General features: G+C 66.6%; 15 protein-coding genes. 14 read left to right on the forward strand and 1 reads right to left on the reverse strand.

Going from position 1 to position 22565, the window contains the following annotated elements:
• Nucleotides 1-109 precede the first annotated feature (109 nt).
• The 14 genes from ACSQ22_RS06900 to ACSQ22_RS06965 all read left to right on the forward strand — a co-directional run bounded on the left by ACSQ22_RS06900 (nt 110) and on the right by ACSQ22_RS06965 (nt 20941).
• Complete coding sequence (locus ACSQ22_RS06900) at nt 110-6079, forward strand: MG2 domain-containing protein (protein ID WP_436129834.1); 5970 nt, start codon at nt 110-112, stop codon at nt 6077-6079.
• Between the two features lie 52 nt (nt 6080-6131).
• Nucleotides 6132-6500, forward strand: a complete 369-nt coding sequence (locus ACSQ22_RS06905; protein ID WP_055400618.1) for a hypothetical protein — start codon at nt 6132-6134, stop codon at nt 6498-6500.
• Nucleotides 6493-8829, forward strand: a complete 2337-nt coding sequence (pbpC, locus tag ACSQ22_RS06910) for a penicillin-binding protein 1C (RefSeq protein ID WP_436129835.1) — start codon at nt 6493-6495, stop codon at nt 8827-8829. The genes ACSQ22_RS06905 and pbpC overlap by 8 nt, the downstream gene beginning before the upstream one ends.
• An 84-nt stretch (nt 8830-8913) precedes the next feature.
• A complete protein-coding gene (locus ACSQ22_RS06915) occupies nt 8914-11199 on the forward strand; it encodes a bifunctional diguanylate cyclase/phosphodiesterase (protein ID WP_055400615.1) in 2286 nt (761 codons plus the stop codon).
• Nucleotides 11200-11439: 240 nt separating this feature from the next.
• Nucleotides 11440-12603 carry an alpha-hydroxy acid oxidase gene (locus ACSQ22_RS06920; protein ID WP_121420809.1) on the forward strand — a complete coding sequence of 388 codons (1164 nt, stop codon included), beginning with the start codon at nt 11440-11442 and terminating at the stop codon, nt 12601-12603.
• Between the two features lie 148 nt (nt 12604-12751).
• The gene (locus ACSQ22_RS06925; protein ID WP_121420810.1) at nt 12752-13327 is read left to right on the forward strand and encodes an RNA polymerase sigma factor; all 576 of its coding nucleotides are present in this window, start codon (nt 12752-12754) and stop codon (nt 13325-13327) included.
• A 16-nt stretch (nt 13328-13343) separates the two neighbouring features.
• Nucleotides 13344-14135, forward strand: a complete 792-nt coding sequence (locus ACSQ22_RS06930; RefSeq protein ID WP_121420811.1) for an anti-sigma factor — start codon at nt 13344-13346, stop codon at nt 14133-14135.
• A gap of 155 nt (nt 14136-14290) precedes the next feature.
• Nucleotides 14291-15844: a DUF4331 domain-containing protein gene (locus ACSQ22_RS06935; RefSeq protein WP_436129836.1), complete on the forward strand. Its 1554-nt coding sequence runs from the start codon at nt 14291-14293 to the stop codon at nt 15842-15844.
• 17 nt (nt 15845-15861) lie between these two features.
• Nucleotides 15862-16113, forward strand: a complete 252-nt coding sequence (locus ACSQ22_RS06940; RefSeq protein ID WP_218300515.1) for a hypothetical protein — start codon at nt 15862-15864, stop codon at nt 16111-16113.
• Nucleotides 16114-16212: 99 nt separating this feature from the next.
• Nucleotides 16213-17364 (forward strand): hypothetical protein, encoded by a 1152-nt coding sequence (locus tag ACSQ22_RS06945; protein ID WP_436129837.1) that lies wholly within the window; start codon nt 16213-16215, stop codon nt 17362-17364.
• Nucleotides 17364-18656, forward strand: a complete 1293-nt coding sequence (locus ACSQ22_RS06950; RefSeq protein ID WP_436129838.1) for a HupE/UreJ family protein — start codon at nt 17364-17366, stop codon at nt 18654-18656. The genes ACSQ22_RS06945 and ACSQ22_RS06950 overlap by 1 nt, the downstream gene beginning before the upstream one ends.
• Before the next feature lie 124 nt (nt 18657-18780).
• Nucleotides 18781-19713: a DUF3034 family protein gene (locus ACSQ22_RS06955; RefSeq protein ID WP_436129839.1), complete on the forward strand. Its 933-nt coding sequence runs from the start codon at nt 18781-18783 to the stop codon at nt 19711-19713.
• 12 nt (nt 19714-19725) lie between these two features.
• A complete protein-coding gene (locus tag ACSQ22_RS06960; protein ID WP_121420816.1) occupies nt 19726-20184 on the forward strand; it encodes a group I truncated hemoglobin in 459 nt (152 codons plus the stop codon).
• A 10-nt stretch (nt 20185-20194) separates the two neighbouring features.
• Entirely contained in the window at nt 20195-20941 is a 747-nt protein-coding gene (locus tag ACSQ22_RS06965) for a cupredoxin domain-containing protein (RefSeq protein WP_436129840.1), read from the forward strand.
• Between the two features lie 138 nt (nt 20942-21079).
• Here ACSQ22_RS06965 and ACSQ22_RS06970 read toward each other — a convergent pair whose 3' ends face one another.
• Complete coding sequence (locus ACSQ22_RS06970; RefSeq protein ID WP_436129841.1) at nt 21080-22546, reverse strand: rhomboid family intramembrane serine protease; 1467 nt, start codon at nt 22544-22546, stop codon at nt 21080-21082.
• Nucleotides 22547-22565: the final 19 nt, after the last annotated feature.

Here is a 22565-nt window from a genome sequence, read left to right on the forward strand (position 1 = left end):
GCGCGCGGGGGCTGCGAACGAGTTGTTACCTTCCGTGTCATCGCAGCAGGGGGCGGTCCCCGGCATATCGGCTACCCTCGCGGTCGAGTCGGATAGAGGGATGTCAAAAATGAATGTCTTGCAACGTGCCCTGGTGTTGTTGTCGGGGGCTTTGGTTTCGATGGGCGCACACGCCCTGCAGATCACCAGTTTTTCACCGCAGGGCGAAGTGGCCCGGGTGCGGCAAGTGGTGGCCAAGTTCGATGCGGCGGCCGTCAACTTCGGCGACCCCAAGGCGCCCGCGCCCATCAACCTGAGCTGCAGCGATGCCAGCGCCACCAAGGGCACGGGCCGCTGGACAGGCGAGCGCGAGTGGGTTTTCGACTTTGAAAGTGACCTGCCACCCGGCGTGCGCTGCACCGCAACGGTCAAACCCGGGTTCAAATCGGCCTCTGGCGCTGATCTGACGGGCACCAAAAGCTATCAATTCAATAGCGGCGGGCCGTTTGTGCAGACCATCCGCCCCAACCCCTACCAGGCCATCGACGAAGAGCAGTTCTTCGTGCTGCAGTTCAACGGGCCCGCCACCACCGCCAGCGTTCAGGCCAATGTGTGGTGCACGGTGGAAGGCGTGGGCGAGCGCGTGCCGGTGCGGCTGATTGAAGGCGCGCAGCGCGCCGAAATATTGAAGACGTTGGGCCTAGAAAAAAGCGCGGCGAAAGACCCCCTGCAGTACGCCACGCTGGCCTGCAACCGGCGGTTCACCTCGGGCTCGCGCATGCAGATCGTGTTTGGCAAGGGCGTGGCCACACCCAGCGGCGTGGCCAACACGGTGGAGAAGCGCTTTGACTTCAAGGTGCGCGAGCCGTTTGCGGCCGAGTTCAGCTGCGAGCGCGAGAACGCGCAGGCGGCGTGCCTGCCCATCCGGCCGATGCAGCTGTCCTTCAACGCCCCGGTGCCGCGCAGCCTGGCCACCGCCATTCGCCTCAAGTCCGCCAAGGAAACCCTGAAGCCCCAAACCGATGGCGGCATCGAGGGCCAAAAGGGGGATGCGCTGGTCAACAGCGTGCAGTTTGCGGCGCCCCTGGCCGAAAACACGGCCTTCACACTGGAGTTGCCCAAGGACTTCAAGGACGCCTCGGGCCGCCCGCTGCGCAACGCAGACAACTTCCCGCTCAAGGTGGCCACCGGCGGCATGCCGCCCCTGGCCAAGTTTGCGGCCGCGCCTTTTGGCATCGTCGAGCGTTTTGCCGAAGGCCCGCGCTCTGACAACCCCCCAGCGCTGTTGCCCGTGACACTGCGCAACGTGGAAGCCGCTTTGCGCGTGCAGGGACTGCAGCCGGGCACCGTGAGCACGCTCAAGCCGCGCACCGACGCCGACATCATTGCGTGGTTCAAGAAGGTGCAGCGCTACGACAGCTACGTGGTGGATCGCAAGCAGGCGCGGCGCGACGTGACCGGACCGCTGCCCAAGGTGCTGGACGAAGACAAGGAGTATGTGCAGTCGCGCATGCTTTCGCTGCTGGCGGGCAAGGGTGGCGTGAAGACGCTGGACTTGCCCAAGCCAGCGAGCAACGACCCGCGCCCGTTCGAGGTGGTGGGCATTCCGCTGCCACCCGGCTTCCATGTGGTGGAGATCGCCTCGCAAAAGCTCGGCGCTTCGCTGCTGGATGAGCGCCACGGGGACGCCCGCACGATGGTCGTGCGCACCTCGGCCCTGGTGACCAACCTGGGCGTGCATTTCAAGCTCGGCCGCGAAAACGCCATGGCCTGGGTGACCACGCTGGACAAGGGCCAGCCGGTGCAGGGCGCCACGGTGCGTGTGAGCGACTGCAAGGGCAATGAGCTGGCCAACGCGCTGACCGATGCCCAGGGCGTGGCCCGCATCGAAGGCCTGTCGTCCGACCCCACCCGCTGCGGCGATGGCGGCGACTACGGCGACGGCGGCAACGCCTACTTCGTGAGCGCGCGCCACAAGGACGAGGGCGGCGTGGAGGACATGGCTTTTACCTGGAGTGACTGGCAGCGCGGCATCGAGCCCTGGCGCTTCAACGTGCCCACCAGCAGCGACCCGCGCCCCAGCGAACGCGCCCACACCATTTTTGACCGCACCTTGTTCCGCGCGGGCGAGACCGTGTCGATGAAACACGTGCTGCGCTCGGAAACCCGCCAGGGTTTTGCGCTGCCCAAGGAACGGCCCGAAACCCTGGTCATCACCCATGTGGGCAGTGGCCAGCAGTTCACCCAGCCCGTCGCCTGGCGCGACACTGCCACGGGTGGCCTCAGTGCGCTGAACAGCTTCGCCATCCCGCCCGCCGCCAAGCTGGGGGTGTACCAGGTGGAGCTGCGCAAGGATTCCGGTGATGAACGCAGCTTCGGCTCCGGCGAGTTCCGGGTGGAGGAGTTCCGCCTGCCCGTGCTGGAGGGGCGCATCACCCCGGTCGAGAAGAAGGCCCTGGTGCGCGTGCGCTCGGTGCCCACCGATGTGCAGATCAACTACGTGGCGGGCGGCGGGGCCGCCAACCTGCCGGTGCGCGTGTCGGCCATGGTGCGCGGCAAGGCGCTGCAGTACAGCGACTACGAGGCCTTCCGCTTCACACCACCCCGCAAGCGCGAGCAGGAAAGTGCGAACAGTGACGACGAAGAAGCTGCGGCCCGCCAGGATGCACGCGTGATTGCCGACAAGCTGCCGCTCACGCTGAACAAGGACGGTGCGGGCAAGGTCACCATCGACAACGTACCCCAGACCCGCCAACCGCAGGAGCTGCTGCTGGAAGCCACCTACGCCGACCCCAATGGCGAGGTGCAGACCATCCGCAGCACGCAAGCGCTGTGGCCCGCCGGTGTGGTGGCGGGCATCAAGACCGAGGGCTGGGTGTCTGCCCGACAGAAGATCCGCTACCAGGCGCTGGCCTTGCAGCACAACGGCAAACCCGCCGCCGACACCTCGCTGCAGGTGCAGGCCATTGCCCGCATCACCACCAGCACACGCAAGCGCATGGTGGGCGGCTTCTACAGCTACGACAACCAGACCGAAACCAAAGACCTGGGCACGCTGTGCAGCGGCAAGAGCGACGCACGCGGCCTGCTGCTGTGCGAATCCAAGCTCGACGAGCCCGGCGAGGTGGAACTGGTGGTGACCGCCACCGACAAGGACGGCAACACCAGCGTGGCTGCATCCTCCGTATGGGTGACGCGCCAGGGCGAGCTGTGGTTTGGCGGTGAAGACCACGACCGCATCGACCTGCTGCCCGAAAAGAAAAGCTACCAGCCCGGCGAGATCGCCAAGTTCCAGGTGCGCATGCCGTTCCGTTTTGCCACGGCCCTGGTGGCCGTGGAGCGCGAAGGCATCATCGACACCCAGGTGGTGCAGCTCAACGGACAAGACCCCACGGTGAGCCTGAAGGTGCAGCCTGACTGGGGCCCCAATGTGTACGTGAGCGTGCTGGCCCTGCGCGGCCGCCTGCGCGAGGTACCGTGGTACAGCTTCTTTACCTGGGGCTTCAAGGCGCCGCGCGAGTGGTGGACGTCCTTCTGGTACGAAGGCAAGGAATATCAAGCGCCCACGGCACTGGTGGACTTGTCCAAACCCGCGTTCCGTCTGGGCATGGCCGAGATTCGCGTGGGCACAGCGGCCCACCAGATCGACGTGAAGGTGACCACGGACAAGGAAAGCTACGCCGTGCGCGGCAAGGCCCAGGTCACCATCACCGCGACCCTGCCGGGCGGCAAGCCCGCTGCCAATGCCGAGGTGGCCCTGGCCGCTGTGGACCAGGCCCTGCTGGAGCTGATGCCCAACACCAGCTGGAACCTGCTCGAAGCCATGCTGCAGCGGCGCAGCTGGGGCGTGGAGACATCGACCGCGCAGATGGAAATCATCGGCCGCCGCCACTACGGCAAAAAGGCCGTGCCTGCAGGCGGTGGCGGGGGACGCGCGCAGACGCGTGAGCTGCTCGACACGCTGCTGCTGTGGGAGCCCTCCATCCAGCTCGACGCCAACGGCCAGGCCAAGGTGACGGTGCCGCTGAACGACGCACTCACCACCTTCAAGGTCGTGGCCGTGGCCGATGCGTCCACCGGCCTCTTCGGCACCGGCAGCACCAGCATCCGCGCCACGCAGGACTTGCAGATCATCAGCGGCCTGCCGCCACTGGTGCGCGAGGACGACCAGTTCCGCGCCCAGATCACGCTGCGCAACACCACCAAGACGGCGATGAAGGTGGAGGTATCGCCGCGCGCCACGCTGCTGGACTTGAAGCCGCAGACCATCGACATCCCGCCGGAGGAAGCGCGTGAGGTCGCGTGGAACGTGACGGCGCCAGCGCAACTGGCGCAGACCCGCGCCGAGACCATCCTGTGGGAGATCGAGGCGAAGGACACGGTGGGCGGCGCGCGCGATGCGCTCAAGGCCCGCCAGCGCATCATCCCGGCTGTGCCACTCACGGTGCAGCAGGCCACGCTGGTGCAGGTGGACGGCAGTTTCAACCTGGATGTGAACCCGCCAGCGGACGCCATCCCCGGCCGGGGCGGCCTCAAGATGTCGCTGCAGCCCAAATTGGCCGAAGGCCTGCCGGGCGTGCGCGACTGGTGGGCCCGCTACCCCTTTGCCTGCCTGGAGCAAAAGACCAGCAAGGCCGTGGGCCTGCGCGACGGCGCGCTGTGGCAGACCGTGGTGGCGCAGTTGCCCACCTACCTCGACAGCGACGGCCTGGCCAACTACTTCCCACCGCGCGATGGGGATGGCAACCGGGGCAGCGACACGCTGACGGCCTACGTGCTGGCCGCTACGCACGAGGCCGCCAGCATCAACCCCGCGTTTGCATTGCCCGACGCCGCCCGCGCGCCCATGGAGCGTGGCCTGATCGCGTTTGTGGAAGGCCGCATCCAGCGCAGCTTCTGGAGCCCCCGCAAGGACTTGGACATGCGCAAGGTGGCCGCGCTCGAAGCCCTCTCGCGCTACGGCAAGGCCCAGGGCCGCATGGTCAGCAGCATCACCATCGCGCCCAACCAGTGGCCCACGCACACGGTGATCGACTGGGTCAACGTCTTGAAGCGCGTGGCCGATGTGCCGCAGCGCGACCAGCGCCTGGCCGAGGCCATGCAGATCCTGCGCAGCCGACTGTCGTTCCAGGGCACCAAGCTCATCTTCAGCACCGAGCAGGACGACTACTGGTGGTGGCTGATGCAAAACGGCGACGTGAACACCGCGCGCCTGATGCTCGCGGTGATGGACGACCCCACCTGGAAGGACGACATGGGCCGCCTCGCCAACGGCTTCATCAGCCGCCAGCAGGCGGGCGCCTGGCACACCACCACCGCCAATCTGTGGGGCGGGCTGGCGCTGGAAAAATTCAGCGCCAAGTTCGAGGCCGTGCCAGTCTCGGGCACCACCAAAGCCGCGATGTCTGGCAACACCGCCAGCGTGGACTGGAGCAAGGTCGAACGCTTGAAGGCCAGTGACGCCACGGGCGCCGCACACCAGACCACCTGGTTCGGCGCGCCCGCATCGCCCGGCAACCTCAAGAACAACGACATGTTCCTGGCCTGGGGCAAAGCGGGTGGCAAGGAGAACCTGGCGGTGACCCACCAAGGGCCTGGCAAGCCGTGGCTCACCCTGCAATCCGTCGCCGCCATCCAGCTCAAGGCGCCCTTTGCTGCGGGATATGCCATCACCAAGACCGTGACACCCGTGGAGCAGGCCAACAAGTCACTGCCCGCAGGCCAGTACACGCGCGGCGACGTGCTGCGTGTGACGCTGGAGGTGAACGCCAGCGCCGACATGACCTGGGTGGCCATCACCGACCCGATTCCGGGCGGTGCCACCATCCTGGGCAGCGGCCTGGGCCGGGATTCGCAGATCGCCACCCAAGGCGAGAAGCGCAGCGGCGCGGGCTGGCCCGCGTTCGAGGAGCGCAGCTTCGAGGCCTTCCGCAGCTACTACGAATACCTGCCCAAGGGCACGGTCAAGATGGAATACACCGTGCGCCTGAACAACGTGGGTGACTTTGCCTTGCCGCCCAGCCGGGTGGAAGCCATGTACGCCCCCGAGATGTTTGGCGAGGTGCCCAACGCGCGGGTAAAGGTGGAGGCGGCTCGGTAAACCGCAGCGCCATGCAACCTTCCGTTTTGAGCCTGCCCTTCAGCACAACGCCATGAGCCTCAGTGTTTTTGTGGAACTGCGGTTCTGGGTGCTGGTGGCGTTTTCGCTGGTTTTGCCTGCGGGCATTTACGGGTTGCTGCTGGCGACCCGGTCCATCTCCCGCGTGGCCGTACTCGGCTTTGGTGTGGCGCTGGTGCTGATCGCAGGGGTGGACGTGTACCTGCTGCAGTCGCTCGCGTCCCTGGCCAAAACCACGCCGTCGCTGGCCGACGACGCGGTGTTCATCTCCGAGCTGTCCATCGCGCTCTATGTATTGCCCGTGGTGTTTGGTGGCATTGGCGTTAACCTGATTTCGCACGTGCTGCTGCGCCACCTGAGCGAAGCCGAAACCCGGTTTGACCGGGAGCATCCCAATGGCTGAGCGCCAGGGGGGCGGCGTTCGCCGCTGGTACGCTGGCTGGACTCTCTGGATAGTCAGCGCATCGGCCGCCTGGGCTATTCCGGCGTTTGACGAGGTGCGAGCCGACTTCAAGCCCTCCGACACCCTCATCCTCTCCCGCGAAGGCGAGGTACTGCAGCGCCTGCGCACCGACGCCACCGTGCGACGCGGCCAGTGGGTGCCTTTGGCGGAGGTGTCGCCCGCCCTGCGCACGGCCCTGGTGCTCAGCGAGGACAAGCGTTTTTTTGAGCACAGCGGCGTGGACTGGCGCGCCGCATCGGCCGCTGCCTGGGGCAACCTGTGGAATCAGCGCACGCGCGGGGCCAGCACCATCACCATGCAGCTGGCGGGTTTGCTGGACGGTGACTGGCGCCAGGGCCCTGGCGGGCGCACCGTGGTTCAAAAGCTGGGGCAGACGGTGGCCGCACAGGTGCTGGACCGGCGCTGGCGCAAAGACCAGATCCTGGAGGCCTACCTCAACCTCGTGCCGTTTCGCAGCGAGCTGGTGGGCATTGATGCCCTGAGCCGCACGCTGTTTGGCAAGGCCGCGCACGGGCTGGACGACCGCGAGGCGGCGGTGGCTGCTGCGCTGGTGCGCGCGCCCAATGCCCGGCCCGCGCTGGTGGCGCAACGGGCGTGCGGGGTGCTGCGCGATATGCAGGCCACCAGCGGCGCGCGCCCCGCGCAGCGCGCCACCCCAGCCCTGGCCCGTGTGGATTGCGATGCGCTGGACCTCTTCACCACCGCCGCCCTGCAGCGCCGCGCATTTGATGCGAGCGAAGGCGTGGCGCCGCACTTCGCCCGCTACCTGCTTCGCCAGCGCTCTGGCAAAGACGGCGCAGTGCCCGAGCGTGTGTCCAGCACCCTGCGCGCGCCGCTGCAGCGTTTTGCCGTGCAGAGCCTGCAGCAGCACCTGCGCGAGCTGCGCGGGCGCAAGGTGGAAGACGGCGCCGTGCTGGTGCTCGACAACGCCACGGGCGCGGTGCTGGCCTGGGTGGGGTCTTCAGGGCAACTGAGCCAGGCCAGCGAGGTCGATGGTGTGCTGGCGCTGCGCCAGCCGGGCTCCACACTCAAGCCGTTTTTGTACGCGCAGGCGATTGCCGAGCGGCGCCTCACGGCGGCTTCGCTGGTAGAGGATTCGCCCGCGCAGATCACCACTGCCAGCGGCCTGTACATCCCGCAGAACTACGACCGGCAGTTCAAGGGCTGGGTGTCGGTGCGCACGGCGCTGGCCGCGTCGCTCAATGTGCCGGCGGTGCGCACGCTGGTGATGGTCACGCCCGACGCATTCCACCGCCAGCTCGGCGCCGTGGGCTTGCCGCTGCGCGAAAGCGGCGATTATTTTGGCTACAGCCTGGCGCTGGGCAGCCCCGAGGTGCCGCTGCTGCACCTGACCAACGCCTTCCGCACGCTCGCCAACGGCGGACGGTCGAGTGCTGTAGCGCTCTCGGATGTTGCCAAGCCGCGCTTTGCCCCTGCGCTGGACGCCCGTGCCGCCTTCATCGTGGGCGACATCCTCTCGGACGGCAACGCACGCGCCCGCACCTTCGGCACCGACAGCGTGCTGGCCACCCGCTTCTGGACGGCCGTGAAAACCGGCACCAGCAAGGACATGCGCGACAACTGGGCCGTGGGCTGGTCAGAGCGCTACACCGTGGGCGTGTGGGTGGGCAACGCCAGCGGCGCGGCCATGCACGACGTGAGCGGCACCAGCGGCGCGGCACCCATCTGGTCGGCGGTGATGGGGTTTTTGCATGCCCGCGAGCCCAGCCGCGCCCCCAAGGCCCCCGTGGGCCTGGCCCGCACAGCGGTGCAATTTGGGCCCGTGGCGCCGCAGCCCGGCAGCCCGGACCCACGCGGCGGCGGCCAGCCGCTGGAGGCCGCGCGGGAAGAGTGGTTTGTGCAGGGCACCCAGCAGGCGTTTTTTGCTATTAATTCGGTAGCTATTAGCGCTTACCCATCAAGCGCTAGTGGCCAAAATGATGCTAAAAAATCTGCGCCCGATGCGGCCGTATCTCCTGCGGGTCTGCCCCCGCGCATCACCGCCCCCGCCCCGGGCACCATCATTGCGCTGGACCCCGACATCCCCCCGGCGCGCCAGCGCCTGCAGTTCACCGCCACGGGCAATGCGGTGCAGTGGCGGCTGGATGGCAAACCCCTGGGCCGAGGCCCTCGGGTGGCCTGGTTGCCCTGGCCCGGGCGCCATGTGGTGCAGCTCACCGACGCGCAGGGCAAGGTGCTGGACGAGGTCCGTTTGGAGGTGCGTGGCGCAGGTGTGGTGGCCCAGCCTCTCCGGGCAGGTGCGCATTGACGCTGACAAGTCCGAGGAATACGGTGTGACTTGGGGCCAAGTCCCTGTTAAGGCGGCTGTTTAAAATAGTTACAAACTATCCCTATGCCCTCCCTTCGCCAGTTTTTCTCTCACCGCCTCATATGGCTGGCTTTGCTGGTGGCTCTGGGCATTGGTGCCTTGTTTGCCCGCACCATCTGGACCATTCGCAACGACGAATGGAGCTACGCGGTGCAGACCAACTCCAACCTGGCCCGCACCATGGAGCAGGGCCTGGCCTGGTCGCTGGACTCGTTCGACAAATCCCTGGAGGGCGTGGCCCGCGAGGTGGCACGGCCCGAGGTATGGGCGCTGCCCCCCGACCTGCGTGCGCGGGTGGTGTTTGACAACTCGCTGCGTGCGCGCGGCGCGGGCGATGTGCTGGTGCTGGACGCTCAGGGCAACGTCATTCTGGACTCGGGCTCCCTGACCCCTCGCCGCACCAACTTGGGCGACCGCGACTACTTTCTGGCATTCAGTGAGCGGGGCGAGCGGGAGCTGTTCTTCGGCAAGCCCGTGCCTTCACGGGTGACGGGTCTGAACATCCTGCCCATTTCTCGTCCGTACTTCCATGCAGACGGCAGCTTTGCCGGGGTGGTGGTCGGCGCTATCCGCCTGAGTTATTTCAACGAACTGTTTGGTTCGCTGGACCTGGGCTCCAACAGCGGGGTCAACATGTTTCGGCGGGACGGGGTGGTGATCTCCCGCTTTCCGTATGGTGATGCTGATGTCGGCAAAACCATCGCTGGTACGCCTAACCTGCTGCGTTTTCAGGCCGAGGGCACAGGCTCTTTTGTCGGTAAGGCCGCGCTCGACGGCGTGGAGCGCCTCTACTCCTTCCGGCCTGTGGGCAACTACCCGCTGATTCTGAACGTGGCCCAGTCCACCGACACCATCTTGGCCAAGTGGAGGAGCAGTGCCTGGGTCCTGGGTGGTTTCGCTGCGCTGTTGATGGCTGGCTGCCTTGGGTTGGCGCTGCTGTTCGTGCGTGAGCTGGTGCTGCGCCAGCAGGTTTCGGCGCGTTTGGCCGAGGCTGAGCATGACCTGCGCACCATCCTCGACAACGTGCCTTCGATGATTGCCTACTGGGATGCCAGTATGCACAACCGCTTTGCCAACCGGGCGGCACTCGAGGAGTTCGGCACCTACCCGGTGCCTGTGCGCGGCCGGCATATCAGCGAGCTGCTCAGCGAATCCCGCTACGCGGCCAGCAAGCCCTACTACGACCTGGCGTTGGCGGGTGCACCGCAGCGCTTTGAACGTACGGACCAGAACCCGAAAGGCCAGCCGCGGCACAGTATCGTCTCCTACCTGCCCGACGCAGACGCGCGCGGCGTGGTCACCGGGCTCTTCGTGCAAGTGACGGATATTACCGAGCGCAAGCACATGGAGAACGAGCTGTTCGACGAGAAAGAGCGCGTGCGCCTGATGCTGCAAGCCATTGGCGACGCAGTGGTCTGCTCGGACGCGAAGGGCATGGTGACCTACCTCAACCCCGTGGCAGAACGCCTGACGGGCTGGCAGGCGTTTGATGCGGCAGGCCACACCGTGGACGAGGTGGTCAGCCTGCGCAGCCCTGACAACGATGAGCCTTTGACCAACACGCTGCGTGCGGCCATCCAGTGCGGCATGGCGACTCCCCCCGTGCGGGGCGTGCTGTTGCACCGCACCAATGGTCAGCGCTTTCAGGTGGAGGAAACCGCCAGCCCCATCACCGACCGCCATGGCACGGTGACCGGCGCCGTGGCCGTACTGCGCGACGTGACCGAATCGGTGGTCATGGCCGAGCGCATGGCCCACCTGGCCCAGTACGACGCACTGACCGACCTGCCCAACCGCGTGCTGCTGCAAGACCGCGCCCAGCTGGCCATCTCGCAGGCCCGCCGCGACGGCAAGTGCCTGGCCGTGATGTACCTGGACCTGGACGGCTTCAAGGACGTGAACGATACCCTGGGCCACGATGTGGGCGACCTGCTGCTGGTGCAGTTTGCGCAGCGCCTGAAGGCTGCCGTGCGCGCGTCCGACACCGTGTGCCGCCAGGGCGGGGATGAGTTTGTGGTGCTGCTGCCGGGGCTGGACGGCGCCGAGGCCGCCTGCCAAGTGGCGCGCAAGATCCTTGCGTCGTGCGACGCGCCCTTCGCGCTGGCGGGGCGTTTTCTGCAGGTGGGGCTGAGCGGCGGCATCGCACTCTTCCCTCAGCACGGCGATACGTTCGATGCGCTCTCGCGCCATGCCGACAGCGCCATGTACGCCGCCAAACGCGGCGGGCGCATGCGCTTCATGCTCTACCGGGGCCCGGACGCCGAGCCCGAGGTGGTGCTGGCCGCTGTGGAGGCTGGGCAGGATCCATAAGCCGCCAGAGTTCTGGCGTGGGATCTTGCTATAATTTTTATAGCTATTAGCGCTTTCCAAATAAGCGCTAGCAGCCAATTTCCTTGAAATTCTTGTCCCTCCAAGGCCCCCGCTCTCCCACCGCCTTGGAAATTTGTTGCAGCCCGCACAAATAATTTTGATGGCCCACCCGCAGGCAAGTGCCTACCATTCGGCGCAGTCCTGTCTGCCCCCTGTGCAACCCCTTTCTGGAGTGTCCGCGTGCCCGATCTGTCCAAAATCACCTGCATTGAAGACCTGCGTGTCATTGCCCAGCGCCGTGTGCCGCGCATGTTTTATGACTACGCCGATTCGGGTTCGTACACCGAGGGCACCTACCGTGCCAACGAAAGCGACTTTCAGCGCATCAAGCTGCGCCAGCGCGTGGCCGTGAACATGGAGGGCCGCAGCACCCGCACCACCATGGTCGGCCAGGACGTGGCCATGCCCGTGGCCATTGCGCCCACGGGTCTCACCGGCATGCAGCATGCCGACGGCGAGATCCTGGGTGCCAAGGCGGCCAAGGCCTTCGGCATCCCGTTCACGCTCTCGACCATGAGCATCTGCTCCATCGAAGACGTGGCCCAGCACACGGGCAACTACCCGTTCTGGTTCCAGGTGTACGTGATGCGCGACCGCGATTTCATCGAACGCCTGATCGACCGCGCCAAGGCCGCCAACTGCTCGGCGCTGCAGCTCACGCTGGATCTGCAGATCCTGGGCCAGCGCCACAAGGACATCAAGAACGGCCTCTCGGCCCCGCCCCGCCCCACCATCGCCAACCTCATCAACCTGGCCACCAAGCCCCGCTGGTGCCTCGGCATGCTGGGCACCCCGCGCCGCTCATTTGGCAACATCGTGGGCCATGCCAAGGGCGTGGGCGATTTGTCGTCGCTGTCGTCGTGGACGGCCGAACAGTTCGATCCGCAGCTCAACTGGGGCGATGTGGAGTGGATCAAGAAGCGCTGGGGCGGCAAGCTGATCTTGAAGGGCATCATGGACGCCGAAGACGCGCGCCTGGCCGTCAACAGCGGCGCCGATGCGCTCATCGTCAGCAACCACGGCGGCCGCCAGCTCGATGGCGCCCCATCCTCCATCGCCGCGCTGCCCGGCATTGCCGCTGCGGCGGGCAAGGACATCGAGGTGTGGATGGACGGCGGCATCCGCAGCGGGCAGGACGTGCTCAAGGCCCGTGCGCTGGGCGCGCAGGGCACGCTGATCGGCCGCAGCTTCCTGTATGGCCTGGGGGCCTTTGGTGAGGCAGGCGTGACCCGCGCGCTGCAGATCATCCAGAAAGAGCTGGACATCACCATGGCGTTCTGCGGCCACACCAACATCAACACAGTGGACCGCTCCATTCTGTTGCCAGGCACCTATCCGACCTGAGTCTTGCCGACTCGCCCTTGCAAAGGCCGCGCTGCGGCCTTTGTTGTTTCTGGGTTCCCGGTGAATCCATCCTCCCTTTTGTGGCGTATTCAGCTACAGCAAAGCCCCGCAAGTCCTTGAAACCCGATCCATCCCAGAGAATGGGCGCATGAGCACCCCCCAACCAGACCGTGAACTGATGGAACTCCTTGACCGCATCGCCGCGCAGGAAGACTCTGCGCTCAAAAGGCTGTACGAGCGCACCTCGTCGCCGCTTTTTGGCCTGGCCTTGCGCATTGTGCGCAACCGCGATGTGGCCGAGGACGTGCTGCAGGAGGCCTTCCTGAGCATCTGGCGCGGCGCCGGCAACTACCGCGCATCACTCAGCCCGCCCATGGCGTGGATGGGGCTTATCGTACGCAGCCGGGCGCTGGATGCGCTGCGCAAGCGCAGCAGCGACCGGGCCGACCTGATGAACGAGCTGGACGACGAGCTGGCCCAGACGCTGGAGGGCGATTCGCCCAACCCCATGGACACGGCCGATGCCAGCGAGCAGTCGTTTGCGCTGCACCACTGCCTGGGCAAGCTCGACCACAAACAACGCGAGGTGGTCAGCCTGGCCTATCTGCGTGACCAGAGTCACGGCGAACTGGCCGAGCAGCTCAAGTTGCCGCTGGGCACCGTGAAGACCTGGATCCGCCGGGGGCTGGAGCAACTGCGCACCTGCATGGCGCGTTACGCCTGAGCACGGAAGGTCCACCATGAACATCACCCAACACCCCGACCTGCTCGACCGCCTGGCCGCCAGCTATGCCCTGGGCACGCTGCGCGGCGGCGCCCGCCGCCGCTTTGAAACACTGGCACGCGAACACGCCACCGTGCGCGCCGCCGCCCTGGTGTGGCAGACCCGCTGGTCGGGCCTGACCGAGCTGCAACCTGCCATCGACCCCGCCCCCGCCGTGTGGACCCGCATCGACAACCTCGTGCAGGCCGACAAGGCTGCGGCGGCCATGCAGGCTGCGCGTGTGCCCCCGGCTGCTGCGGCCCCCGGTGGCTGGTGGCGCAACCTGCTGGTGTGGCGCGGTGCTGCCGCTGCGGGGGCCATCGCCACACTGGCTGCCGTGGTGGTCGGCGTGCAGGTCAATGGTGGCCTGCGTGCCACCACCGGCGCGCAGATTGCCACGCTGCAGCAGCAACTGCAGGCCACACCCCAGATTCAGTACGTGGCCGTGCTGGCCGACGACAAGGCGGACGCGTCGATGCTGGTCACCTTCGACCCCAAGAACAACCAGCTGGTGCTGCAGCGCGTGGGCGGCTTTCAGGAGGGGGCGGACAAGTCGCTGCAACTGTGGGCGCTGCCACCCGGCCAGGGCCCACGCTCGCTCGGTGTGCTGGGGCATGACAAGCTGCTCAAGCTGGTGGCCCAGGAAGGTGATGTGAAGGAAGTGCCCACACTGGCCATCAGCCTGGAGCCGCTGGGCGGCGTACCCAGCGCCACAGGCCCGACCGGGCCGGTGCTGTTCAAGGGCGCACTGATCCGCAAAGCCACCTGAACGGCACGCAGCGGGCTGCCGCGTGGGATTGCCGTATGGGGCGGCGGGACGCCTTCCACAAAGAATCGTCGCAGCCGCTGAATCCAGAGGGTTCTCTTCGCCGTATAGGTGGTGGGGTGCTTGGCACCTCTCTATCCACCTACGAGGAGATCTCCATGCCATTGAGAAGAATCAGTCTGGCCGTGCTGGCTGCCCTGGCAGCCAGCGCAGCGGGCGTCAGCCTGGCGTCCAGCCACCGCGAAGCACCGTTCATCACGACCCAGCCCAAGGTTGACGGCGCCGATTTCTACCTGTTCAACAGCTACGAACCGGGCCGCGCGGGCTTTGTCACCATGATCGCCAACTACCTGCCGCTGCAGGATGCCTATGGCGGCCCCAACTACTTCAGCCTGGACCCAAATGCGCTGTATGAGATCCACATCGACAACAATGGCGACGCGGCGGAGGACATCACCTTCCAGTTCCGCTTCAAAAACACGCTGAACAACGGTGGCAACGGCATCACCCTCGACATCGGCCCTGACGGTGCCCGCAAGAAGGTAGCGATCCCGCTGCGCAACGCCGGGGGCATCAGCGGCGCGGCGGCCGACCCGCTGGCCTACCGCGAAGAGTACGAGATGTTCATCGTGCGCGGTGACCGCCGCACCGGCAAGCGCGAGCAGATCAGCATGGCTGGCGGGGGCACCACCTTCACCAAGCCCATCGATTACATCGGAGAAAAATCCCTGGGCAATGCCGCTGCCTACGACGCCTATGCCAGCAAATATGTGTATGGCATCAACATCCCCGGCTGCTCCACGCCCGGCAAGGTGTTTGTGGGCCAGCGGCAGGACCCGTTCCCTGTGTCGCTGGGCACCATCTTTGACCTGGTGAATGCGCCCGCTGCGGTCATCACCAGCGAGTCGAATGCAGCGGCCTTCGGTGCCGGCCAGATTGCCGACAAGAACGTGACCTCGCTGTCCGTGGAAGTGCCCACCAGTTGCCTCACGGCTGCATCGGGCGAGAAGGTCATTGGCGGCTGGACCACTGCCAGCCTGCGCCAGGCCCGCCTGCTCAACGGCAAGCCGGACTCGGGCCTGCAGGCCAGCGAGAAGGCCGGTGGCGCATGGACGCAGGTCTCGCGCCTGGGCATGCCGCTGGTCAACGAGGTGGTGATCGGCCTGAAAGACAAGGACAAGTTCAACGCGTCCAAGCCCAAGGACGATGCCGCCAACTTTGCGGACTATGTGACACACCCCACGCTGCCCGCGCTGGTCGAGACGCTGTTTGGCGCCAAGGCCCCCACCAACTTCCCGCGCACTGATTTGATGACGGCGTTCCTCACGGGCCTGCCCACTGTGAACCGCCCCGGAAACATCACCGGCCTGGGCGCAGGCGGGCCCCTGGCCGAAATGCTGCGCCTGAACACCGGCATTGCGGCCACGCCAGTGGCTGCACAAAGCTCCCTGGGCGTGGTCGCCGGCGATGCGGCAGGCTTCCCCAACGGGCGCCGCCTGGGCGACGATGTGGTGGACGTCTCCCTGCGTGTGGCCATGGGTGCGCTGTGCACGGTGACCGGTGCCTCGGACGCACTCAAGGTGGGCTGCAAGCCCGGTGACGCCCCGGCAGGAGGCGTTGCATTTGTCGATGGCTCGATCACGAAGGCCACCGACTACCGCACAGCCTTCCCCTACGTGAACCCACCGCTGCCCGGTGCCAAGAACTTCTGATCCGAAGGAGCCACACCATGCAAAAAAACCTTCGGATTCAGCACCTGGCGCTCACCTCGGTGGCGGCATTGGCCATCACCGGCTGCGGCGGGGGCGGAGGCGGTGACAACACGGCAGACCCTGGCAATGGGGGCCCCGTGATGGTGAACGCGTTCGCTTACGTGCAGCCCATTGTGGCCAGCGGCGCGTCGGACACCACCGAGCCTCAAGCGGTGGACCAGCTGGTGCTGTCCAGCACCGAGACCGAAGAGCCCGATTCGCGGCTCTGACCTTCGCGCGATGCCCCTGGCAGCGCCCTGAATGGGCGTAGCCAGGGGCCTCCGTGGGTGAGTCTGCCTCCTCCCATACCCGTTTGTTGTCACGAGCCCATGAAGAAACCTTCCCACCTTGTGTGCGCGGCCCTGCACCTGATGTTCTGGGCTGGCACTGCCGCAGCGGCCTTGCCGCAGGACTTGCCCCCCGGCCTGGATGCCGATGTGGTCGAGCGCCTGCCTGAACGCGTGGCTGCAGCCCCCGCAGCCCCCGCAACCCCCCAGGCCGCCGCCACCATCGCCCGGCGCTGGATCACGTTGTCACGCGAGACGGCGGACCCGCGTTACCTGGGTCGGGCTCAAGCGGCCCTGGCACGCTGGTGGGGCCAGGCCGATGCCCCCGCCGATCTGCTGGTGTTGCAGGCCACCGTGCAACAAGGGCGCCATGAATTTGCAGCAGCGCGCGCCACGCTGGAGCGTGCCTTGCAGGCCAACCCCGCGCAGGTGCAGGGCTGGCTCACGCTGGCCACGCTGGAGCGTGTGGCCGCGCGCTATGAGGCCGCCGAGGCCGCCTGTCGCAACGTGGCGCGCTACGGCGCCACGCTGTATGCCACCGCCTGCCTGCTTGAAACCCGTTCACTTCAAGGTCAGCACGATGCTGCGCGCAGCGGTCTCACCGCCCTGTGGCAGCAGGCTGCGGGGGATGCCACCCAGCGGGCCTGGATTGGGTCACTGCTGGCCGAGAGCGAAGAGCGCGCAGGGCGCGATGATGCCGCCGACGCTGCCTACCGCCGCAGCCTGGCCGATGCCCCCGACGGCTACACCGCGCTGGCCTATGCCGACCAGCTGTTGCGCCGCAACCGTGCGAGCGCCGCGCTGGAGGTACTCAGGCCCCAGCCCGACAGCGATGCCGTACTGCTGCGGCGCGCGCAGGCCCTGCGGCTGATGGGGGACGCCGCGTGGCAGCCCCTGGCGCGCGACCTGGAAGCGCGGTTTGCCGCCATCGCGGCGCGCGGTGAGGGGCTGGATGCCCATGCCCGGGAGCGTGCCCTGTTGGCGTTGTGGTTGCAAGGGCAACCCGCCGCCGCGTGGAAGGCGGCCCGCACCAACCTTGCCCTGCAGAAAGAGCCACTCGACTGGTGGCTTGCACTGCAGACCTCTGAACAATCGGGCGACGCTGCCGCCCACCAGGCGGTGCGGCAGGCCCTCCTGCAAACCGGGCTGCAGGACGTGCGCCTGGCGCGCTGGCAACCCCGGGGAGGCCAATGATGCGCTGCGAACACTGGATAACGGCCCCCCTGCGGGCCATGGTGGCGGTCGTGTTGCTTGCCGCGGCGCTGGCGCCCAGCGCACGGGCCCACAAGGCCAGCGACGCCTATCTGCGGGTGGCGGATGCCCCGGCACCCCTGGGCACTGCAGGGGCGGGCGCATCGGTAGGCCTGGTGCTGTCGGTGGCGTTGAAGGATGTGGATGCCGCGCTGGAGCAGCTCGATGCCAATGGCGACCGCCAGCTCACCTGGGGGGAGGTGCGGCAGTCCGTGCCCGCCATGGCCCAGTGGTTGGGCCAGGGCATGTTGTGGCAGTGCGACGGCACGGCGACGGCCCCTGCCTGGCGCTTTGAAGCGCTGGAGCAGCGCACCGATGGCCGTTACGCGCGACTGGCTGCCACGCTCCCCTGTGCGCCCGCCCAGGCAGTCACACTGCGCTACGGGCTGATGCAGGGCATCGACCCCACGCACCGTCTGCTGGTGGGCGGTGTGCTCGGCGGCCAGCCGCTGGCGGCCGTGCTGGCCCCCGATGGGCGCGCCAGCACCGACCTGCGGTCCGCAGGCAGCGGTGTCGCATCCCAAGGGGAGCCAGGTGCGCAAGGGGTTGGAGGTGCAGACGCCCAGGAGCTCGCATCCCCACGCAGTGGTGTGGCAACACTGCTGCAATTTGTGGCCGAAGGGGTGCACCACATTCTGCAAGGCTATGACCACTTGGCCTTTTTGCTGGCGCTGTTGTTGCCCATTTCGCTGGTGCGGCAGCCTCTGCCTCGCAGCCCGCAACCGATGACAAAGCAGCTGCCTGCGTCCCGGACGACTGACGCTCTGGATCGCCGTACCGGGCTGAAGGCGCTTTTGGTCACCGTCACGCTCTTTACCTTGGGCCACTCGGTCACGCTGGCACTGGCGGGCCTGGGCTGGGTGACGGTGTCGGGCAATTGGGTGGAACCTGCCATTGCGATCAGCATTGGTATCTCGGCGCTGCTGAATCTGTTCCCCGTCCGGGGCCTGCGGGGCCACTGGCTGGCGCTGGGCTTTGGCCTGATCCACGGCCTCGGCTTCTCGGGGGTGCTGGTGGAGGCAGGGATTTCAGGCAGCTCGCTAGTGTGGGCGTTGGCGGGGTTCAACCTGGGGGTCGAGGCGGGGCAGCTCCTGGTGGTGGCCCTGTGGTGTGCTGCATCCTTGGTGCTGGCGCGTTGGGTGCTTTACCGCACGGTGGTGGTGCGGGGGGGCTCGGCGGCGCTGCTGGTGTTGTCGCTGTACTGGACGGTGCAGCGGATCGCTTTTTCGGGCTGAGCCACCGCGCCAGCGGCGGCGTGGTTCAAAGACCCTCGGCAGCGCTCTGGAATGTGCATCCGCTGGAGGCGCCCTGACGTACCTCCATCGGTGTAGCATTTATTTACAACCCAGGAGCGACCCCATGAAGAATCCACGCTGGCTTGCGGTGTCCGCCACGCTTGCCTTGGCCGCCACCGTGGCCCATGCCGACACCGGCAAACTGCTGCTCACAGGGGGCGTCAGCACCATCGCCGGGTCGGCCGGTGGCGGGCTCACCCCCTGGGCGGTGATCGGCAGCAACGCCACCGAAGGCGAGGTGGGCTTTTCCGGCTACGCCACGCGCGCCGCCACGCAGGACTACGGCCTCAATGGCTACGGTGTTGCGGTGGGTTTGCATGACCGGGTGGAGCTGTCGCTGGCGCGGCAGGACTTTGACGCATCACCCGCCATCGCGCTCAATGGCATTGCGCCGTTTGGCGTGACCCCCGGGCAGCACATCCAGATGGATATCGCGGGCATCAAGGTCAAGGTGGCAGGCGATGCTGTGCTGAACGCCGACAGCTGGATGCCGCAGATCGCCGTGGGGCTGGAGCACAAGCGCGTGCGCCCTGGCTCCATCGGGTCGGTGCTCGACTTTCTGGGCACCCAAACCAGCGGCACCGACGTGTATGTGAGCGCCACCAAGCTGCTGCTGGCGCAGAGCCTGCTGGTCAACGGCACGCTGCGCTCCACCAACGCCAACCAGAACGGCCTGCTGGGCTTTGGCGCTGCCGCACCCGGCAAGAACCGCCGCAGCCTGCAGCCCGAGTTCTCGGTGGCGTACCTCATCAGCAAGAACCTGGCGGTGGGCGCCGAAGTCCGCTTCAAACCCAACAACCTGCAGGCGCTGGGCGCCGCCGCCGGCCTGGGCGCCGCGTTGCGCGAGGACGACTGGAAAGACATCTTCATCGCCTGGGCGCCCAGCAAGAACCTGTCACTGACGCTGGCCTATGTAGACCTGGGCCGCATCGTGCCCGGCATCACCAACCACCGCCGCCAGACGGGCTACTACCTGTCGGCCCAGGTCGCTTTCTGAAGAGATTTTTCCATGACCCACCCCAAAACCCTCATTGCCCTTGCACTCGCCCTGGGCGGCCTGCTGGCCCAGCCAGCGTTGGCCCAGACCGGCGCCGCCAATGCCACGGCCCCGGCAGGCCTCTACCAGGCACTGGGTGAAAAGCCCGGCATCACGCGCCTGATGGACGATTTTGTGAACCGTCTGGTGGTGGACCCACGCATCGGCGGCCACTTCAAGGACACCAAACCCGCCGCGCTCAAGGAAAGCCTGACCGACCAGATCTGCCAGCTCAGCGGTGGCCCTTGCAAATATGAAGGCGCTGACATGAAATCAGCCCATGCCGACATGGACATCACCAAGGGCCACTTCAACGCCCTGGTGGAGGTGCTGCAAAGCGCCATGGATGCCCAGGGCATACCGTTCGCACAGCAAAACCGCCTGCTGGCCTTGCTGGCGCCCATGCACCGCGATGTGATCACCATCCGCTGAGAATGTACCTATGAAAAATACTATGATTTTTGTAGCTGCTAGCGCTTTGTGGGCAAGCGCTAGCGCCGGAAATGTTCAAATCCAGGTGCTGGACCGCGACGGCAAGCCCGTGCCCGAAGCCGTGGTGGTGGTGTACCCCGGTGGCACGGGCGGCACATCGCCCAGCCTGCTGCAGGCCAACCCCACCATCGAGCAGGAAAAGATGCGCTTTGTGCCCGCCGTCACGGTGGTCGAGCCCGGTGCCACGGTGCGCTTTACCAACCAGGACCGCTGGGACCACCACGTGCGCGGTGCGGCGGCGGGCCTGGCGGCCGCGGCGGGCACAGCCAACAGCGGTTTTGAACTGCGCCTGGCGGGCAAGGCCGACGGCAAGCCTGCCAACTCCTTCGAGGTCAAGCTCGATATGCCGGGGGTGGTGCTGTTGTCATGCCACCTGCACGGCTCCATGCGCGGCCATGTGTTTGTGACGGATTCGGGCTGGACGCTGAAGACCGATGCCGATGGCATTGCCCGCTTTGCAGGCGTGCCGGATGGTGCCGCGCAGGTGCGGGTGTGGCATGCCGAGCAGTTGATTGATTTGCCGCGCAAGGCACTGAACGTGGTGCCGGGACCGGTGCTGGACACCGTGCAGTTGAGCGTGGTGCCGCGCGTGCGGCGGGCGCCACCGGCTGCGCCTCCCACTGCGCCTGGAGGGCCGATGGGGGGATACAGCCAGGGGCCTGCCGGGCATCTGGAACAGGTGGCGCATCGGCATTGATGGGCGAGTTGACCAGGCTACGACCAGCTCAGCCCAACCGATAGAAATTAGCAGTGCGATTTCGGAAATTGCTACCAATTTAATAGCTTCTAGCGCTTACTCAATAAGCGCCAGCACCAAATTTACCAACAACAATCCTCACCCCAGGCCCCGCAGCGCGGCACTCCCCGGCGCCAGCTGCTTCAGCTGCGGCCCCAAAGCAGCCGCCTGCTCGCGCCGCCCCGCATGGCACAAGGCCGACACCAGCATGCCCAGCGTGTCGCCCAGCTCGGGGTGCGTGGGGGCAGTCATGTGCAAGGCGTTGAACAGCTTTTCGGCATCGCCCCATTGCTGCGCACGCGCAAAGCGGCGTGAGAGGCGGGCCATGTCGTCCGGCTGCAAACGGGCACCGGGCTTGGCCTTTTCAAAATACGTGCGGTAGCTGGCGTGTTGAAACTGCAGCGTCTGCTCGTCGTGGGCGTGCAGGCGAAAGATGCGGCGCGCGGCACGGTGGAAGTCTTCGCCGTCGGGCCACAGCGATGCCGTTTTGAACCAGGCGCTGAGCACCGCCTGGTCTTGTGGGCGCAGCTTGGCCGCCGCGCGCCACTGGGCCAGGGCCTGTTCGAACTTCATGCCCTGCGCCAGGCGCTGGGCGTTGGCCACATGGGCGTCAAAGCCGTCGTCGGGCGCGGCGTCCTGCGTCACCGGCACTTCCATCGGTTTCTTGCGCAGCAGCATGGCCAGCGCCATCAGCGATGCGCCGGTCACCAGCCCGCCCAGGTGGGCCATGTAGGCCACGCCCTTTCCGCTCAGCCAGTGCTGCAGCAACTCGTTGGCAATCCACGCGGGCAACAGCAGCAACGCCGGTGCGGTCACGTAGTTGAAGTAGAAAAACAGCTGGTAGAAAAACCGCACGCGCCGCAGCCGGTACAGCACCGCGTACATGCCCATCAGGGCCGACACGGCGCCCGAAGCGCCCAGGCCGTAGCTGCCCATGCCCGCATAGGCCCAGCCCGCCAGCAGCGAGCCGCCCAGGCCACCTAGCAGGTAAAACGCCAGGTACCAGCCCCGGCCCAGTGCCAGCTCCACCGAAAAGCCGAACAGAAACAAAAACACCATGTTGCCGATGAGGTGTCCGGTGCTGCCGTGCAAGAAGGTGGCCGTGAGCCAGGTGACGGGGCGCAACTCCGCGTCTTTTTCAAAGTTCTGCGCCCACTTGCGGGTGAAGGGGGCTGGCATCCGGGCTTCGTACTGAGCGCGCGCGGCCTTCCAGTCGGTGTACTGCGGGTCTTCGGGTGGCACAAAGCGCGGGCTTTTCAGCCGCTGCTGAAAGCCGTCTTCCTGCTCCATCCAGCGCAACAGCATGCGATGGTCGCCCGCCTTTTGCAGGGCGCGGGCCTCTTTGAGGTGCTTGTCGCCGGTCTCTTCCAGCCAGGCCACAAAACGCGGGACTTCGATGGCGGGCAAGGGGCTGGCCACGTAGAAGGCGGCCGCCCGGTCCTGCGCCTTTTCTTCCGAGCGCTGCGGGCCCCAGAACACGAGCATGTTCACCAGGATCAGCAGCACCGTCATCCAGGGCGGGTTGCGCCAGGTGGGCCGGTTTTCGAGGGGGATGGCGTAGAACATGGATCAGTCTGGCAAGGGC

This window comes from Acidovorax sp. LjRoot38 (assembly GCF_964252975.1).
GTDB lineage: Bacteria > Pseudomonadota > Gammaproteobacteria > Burkholderiales > Burkholderiaceae_C > Acidovorax > Acidovorax facilis.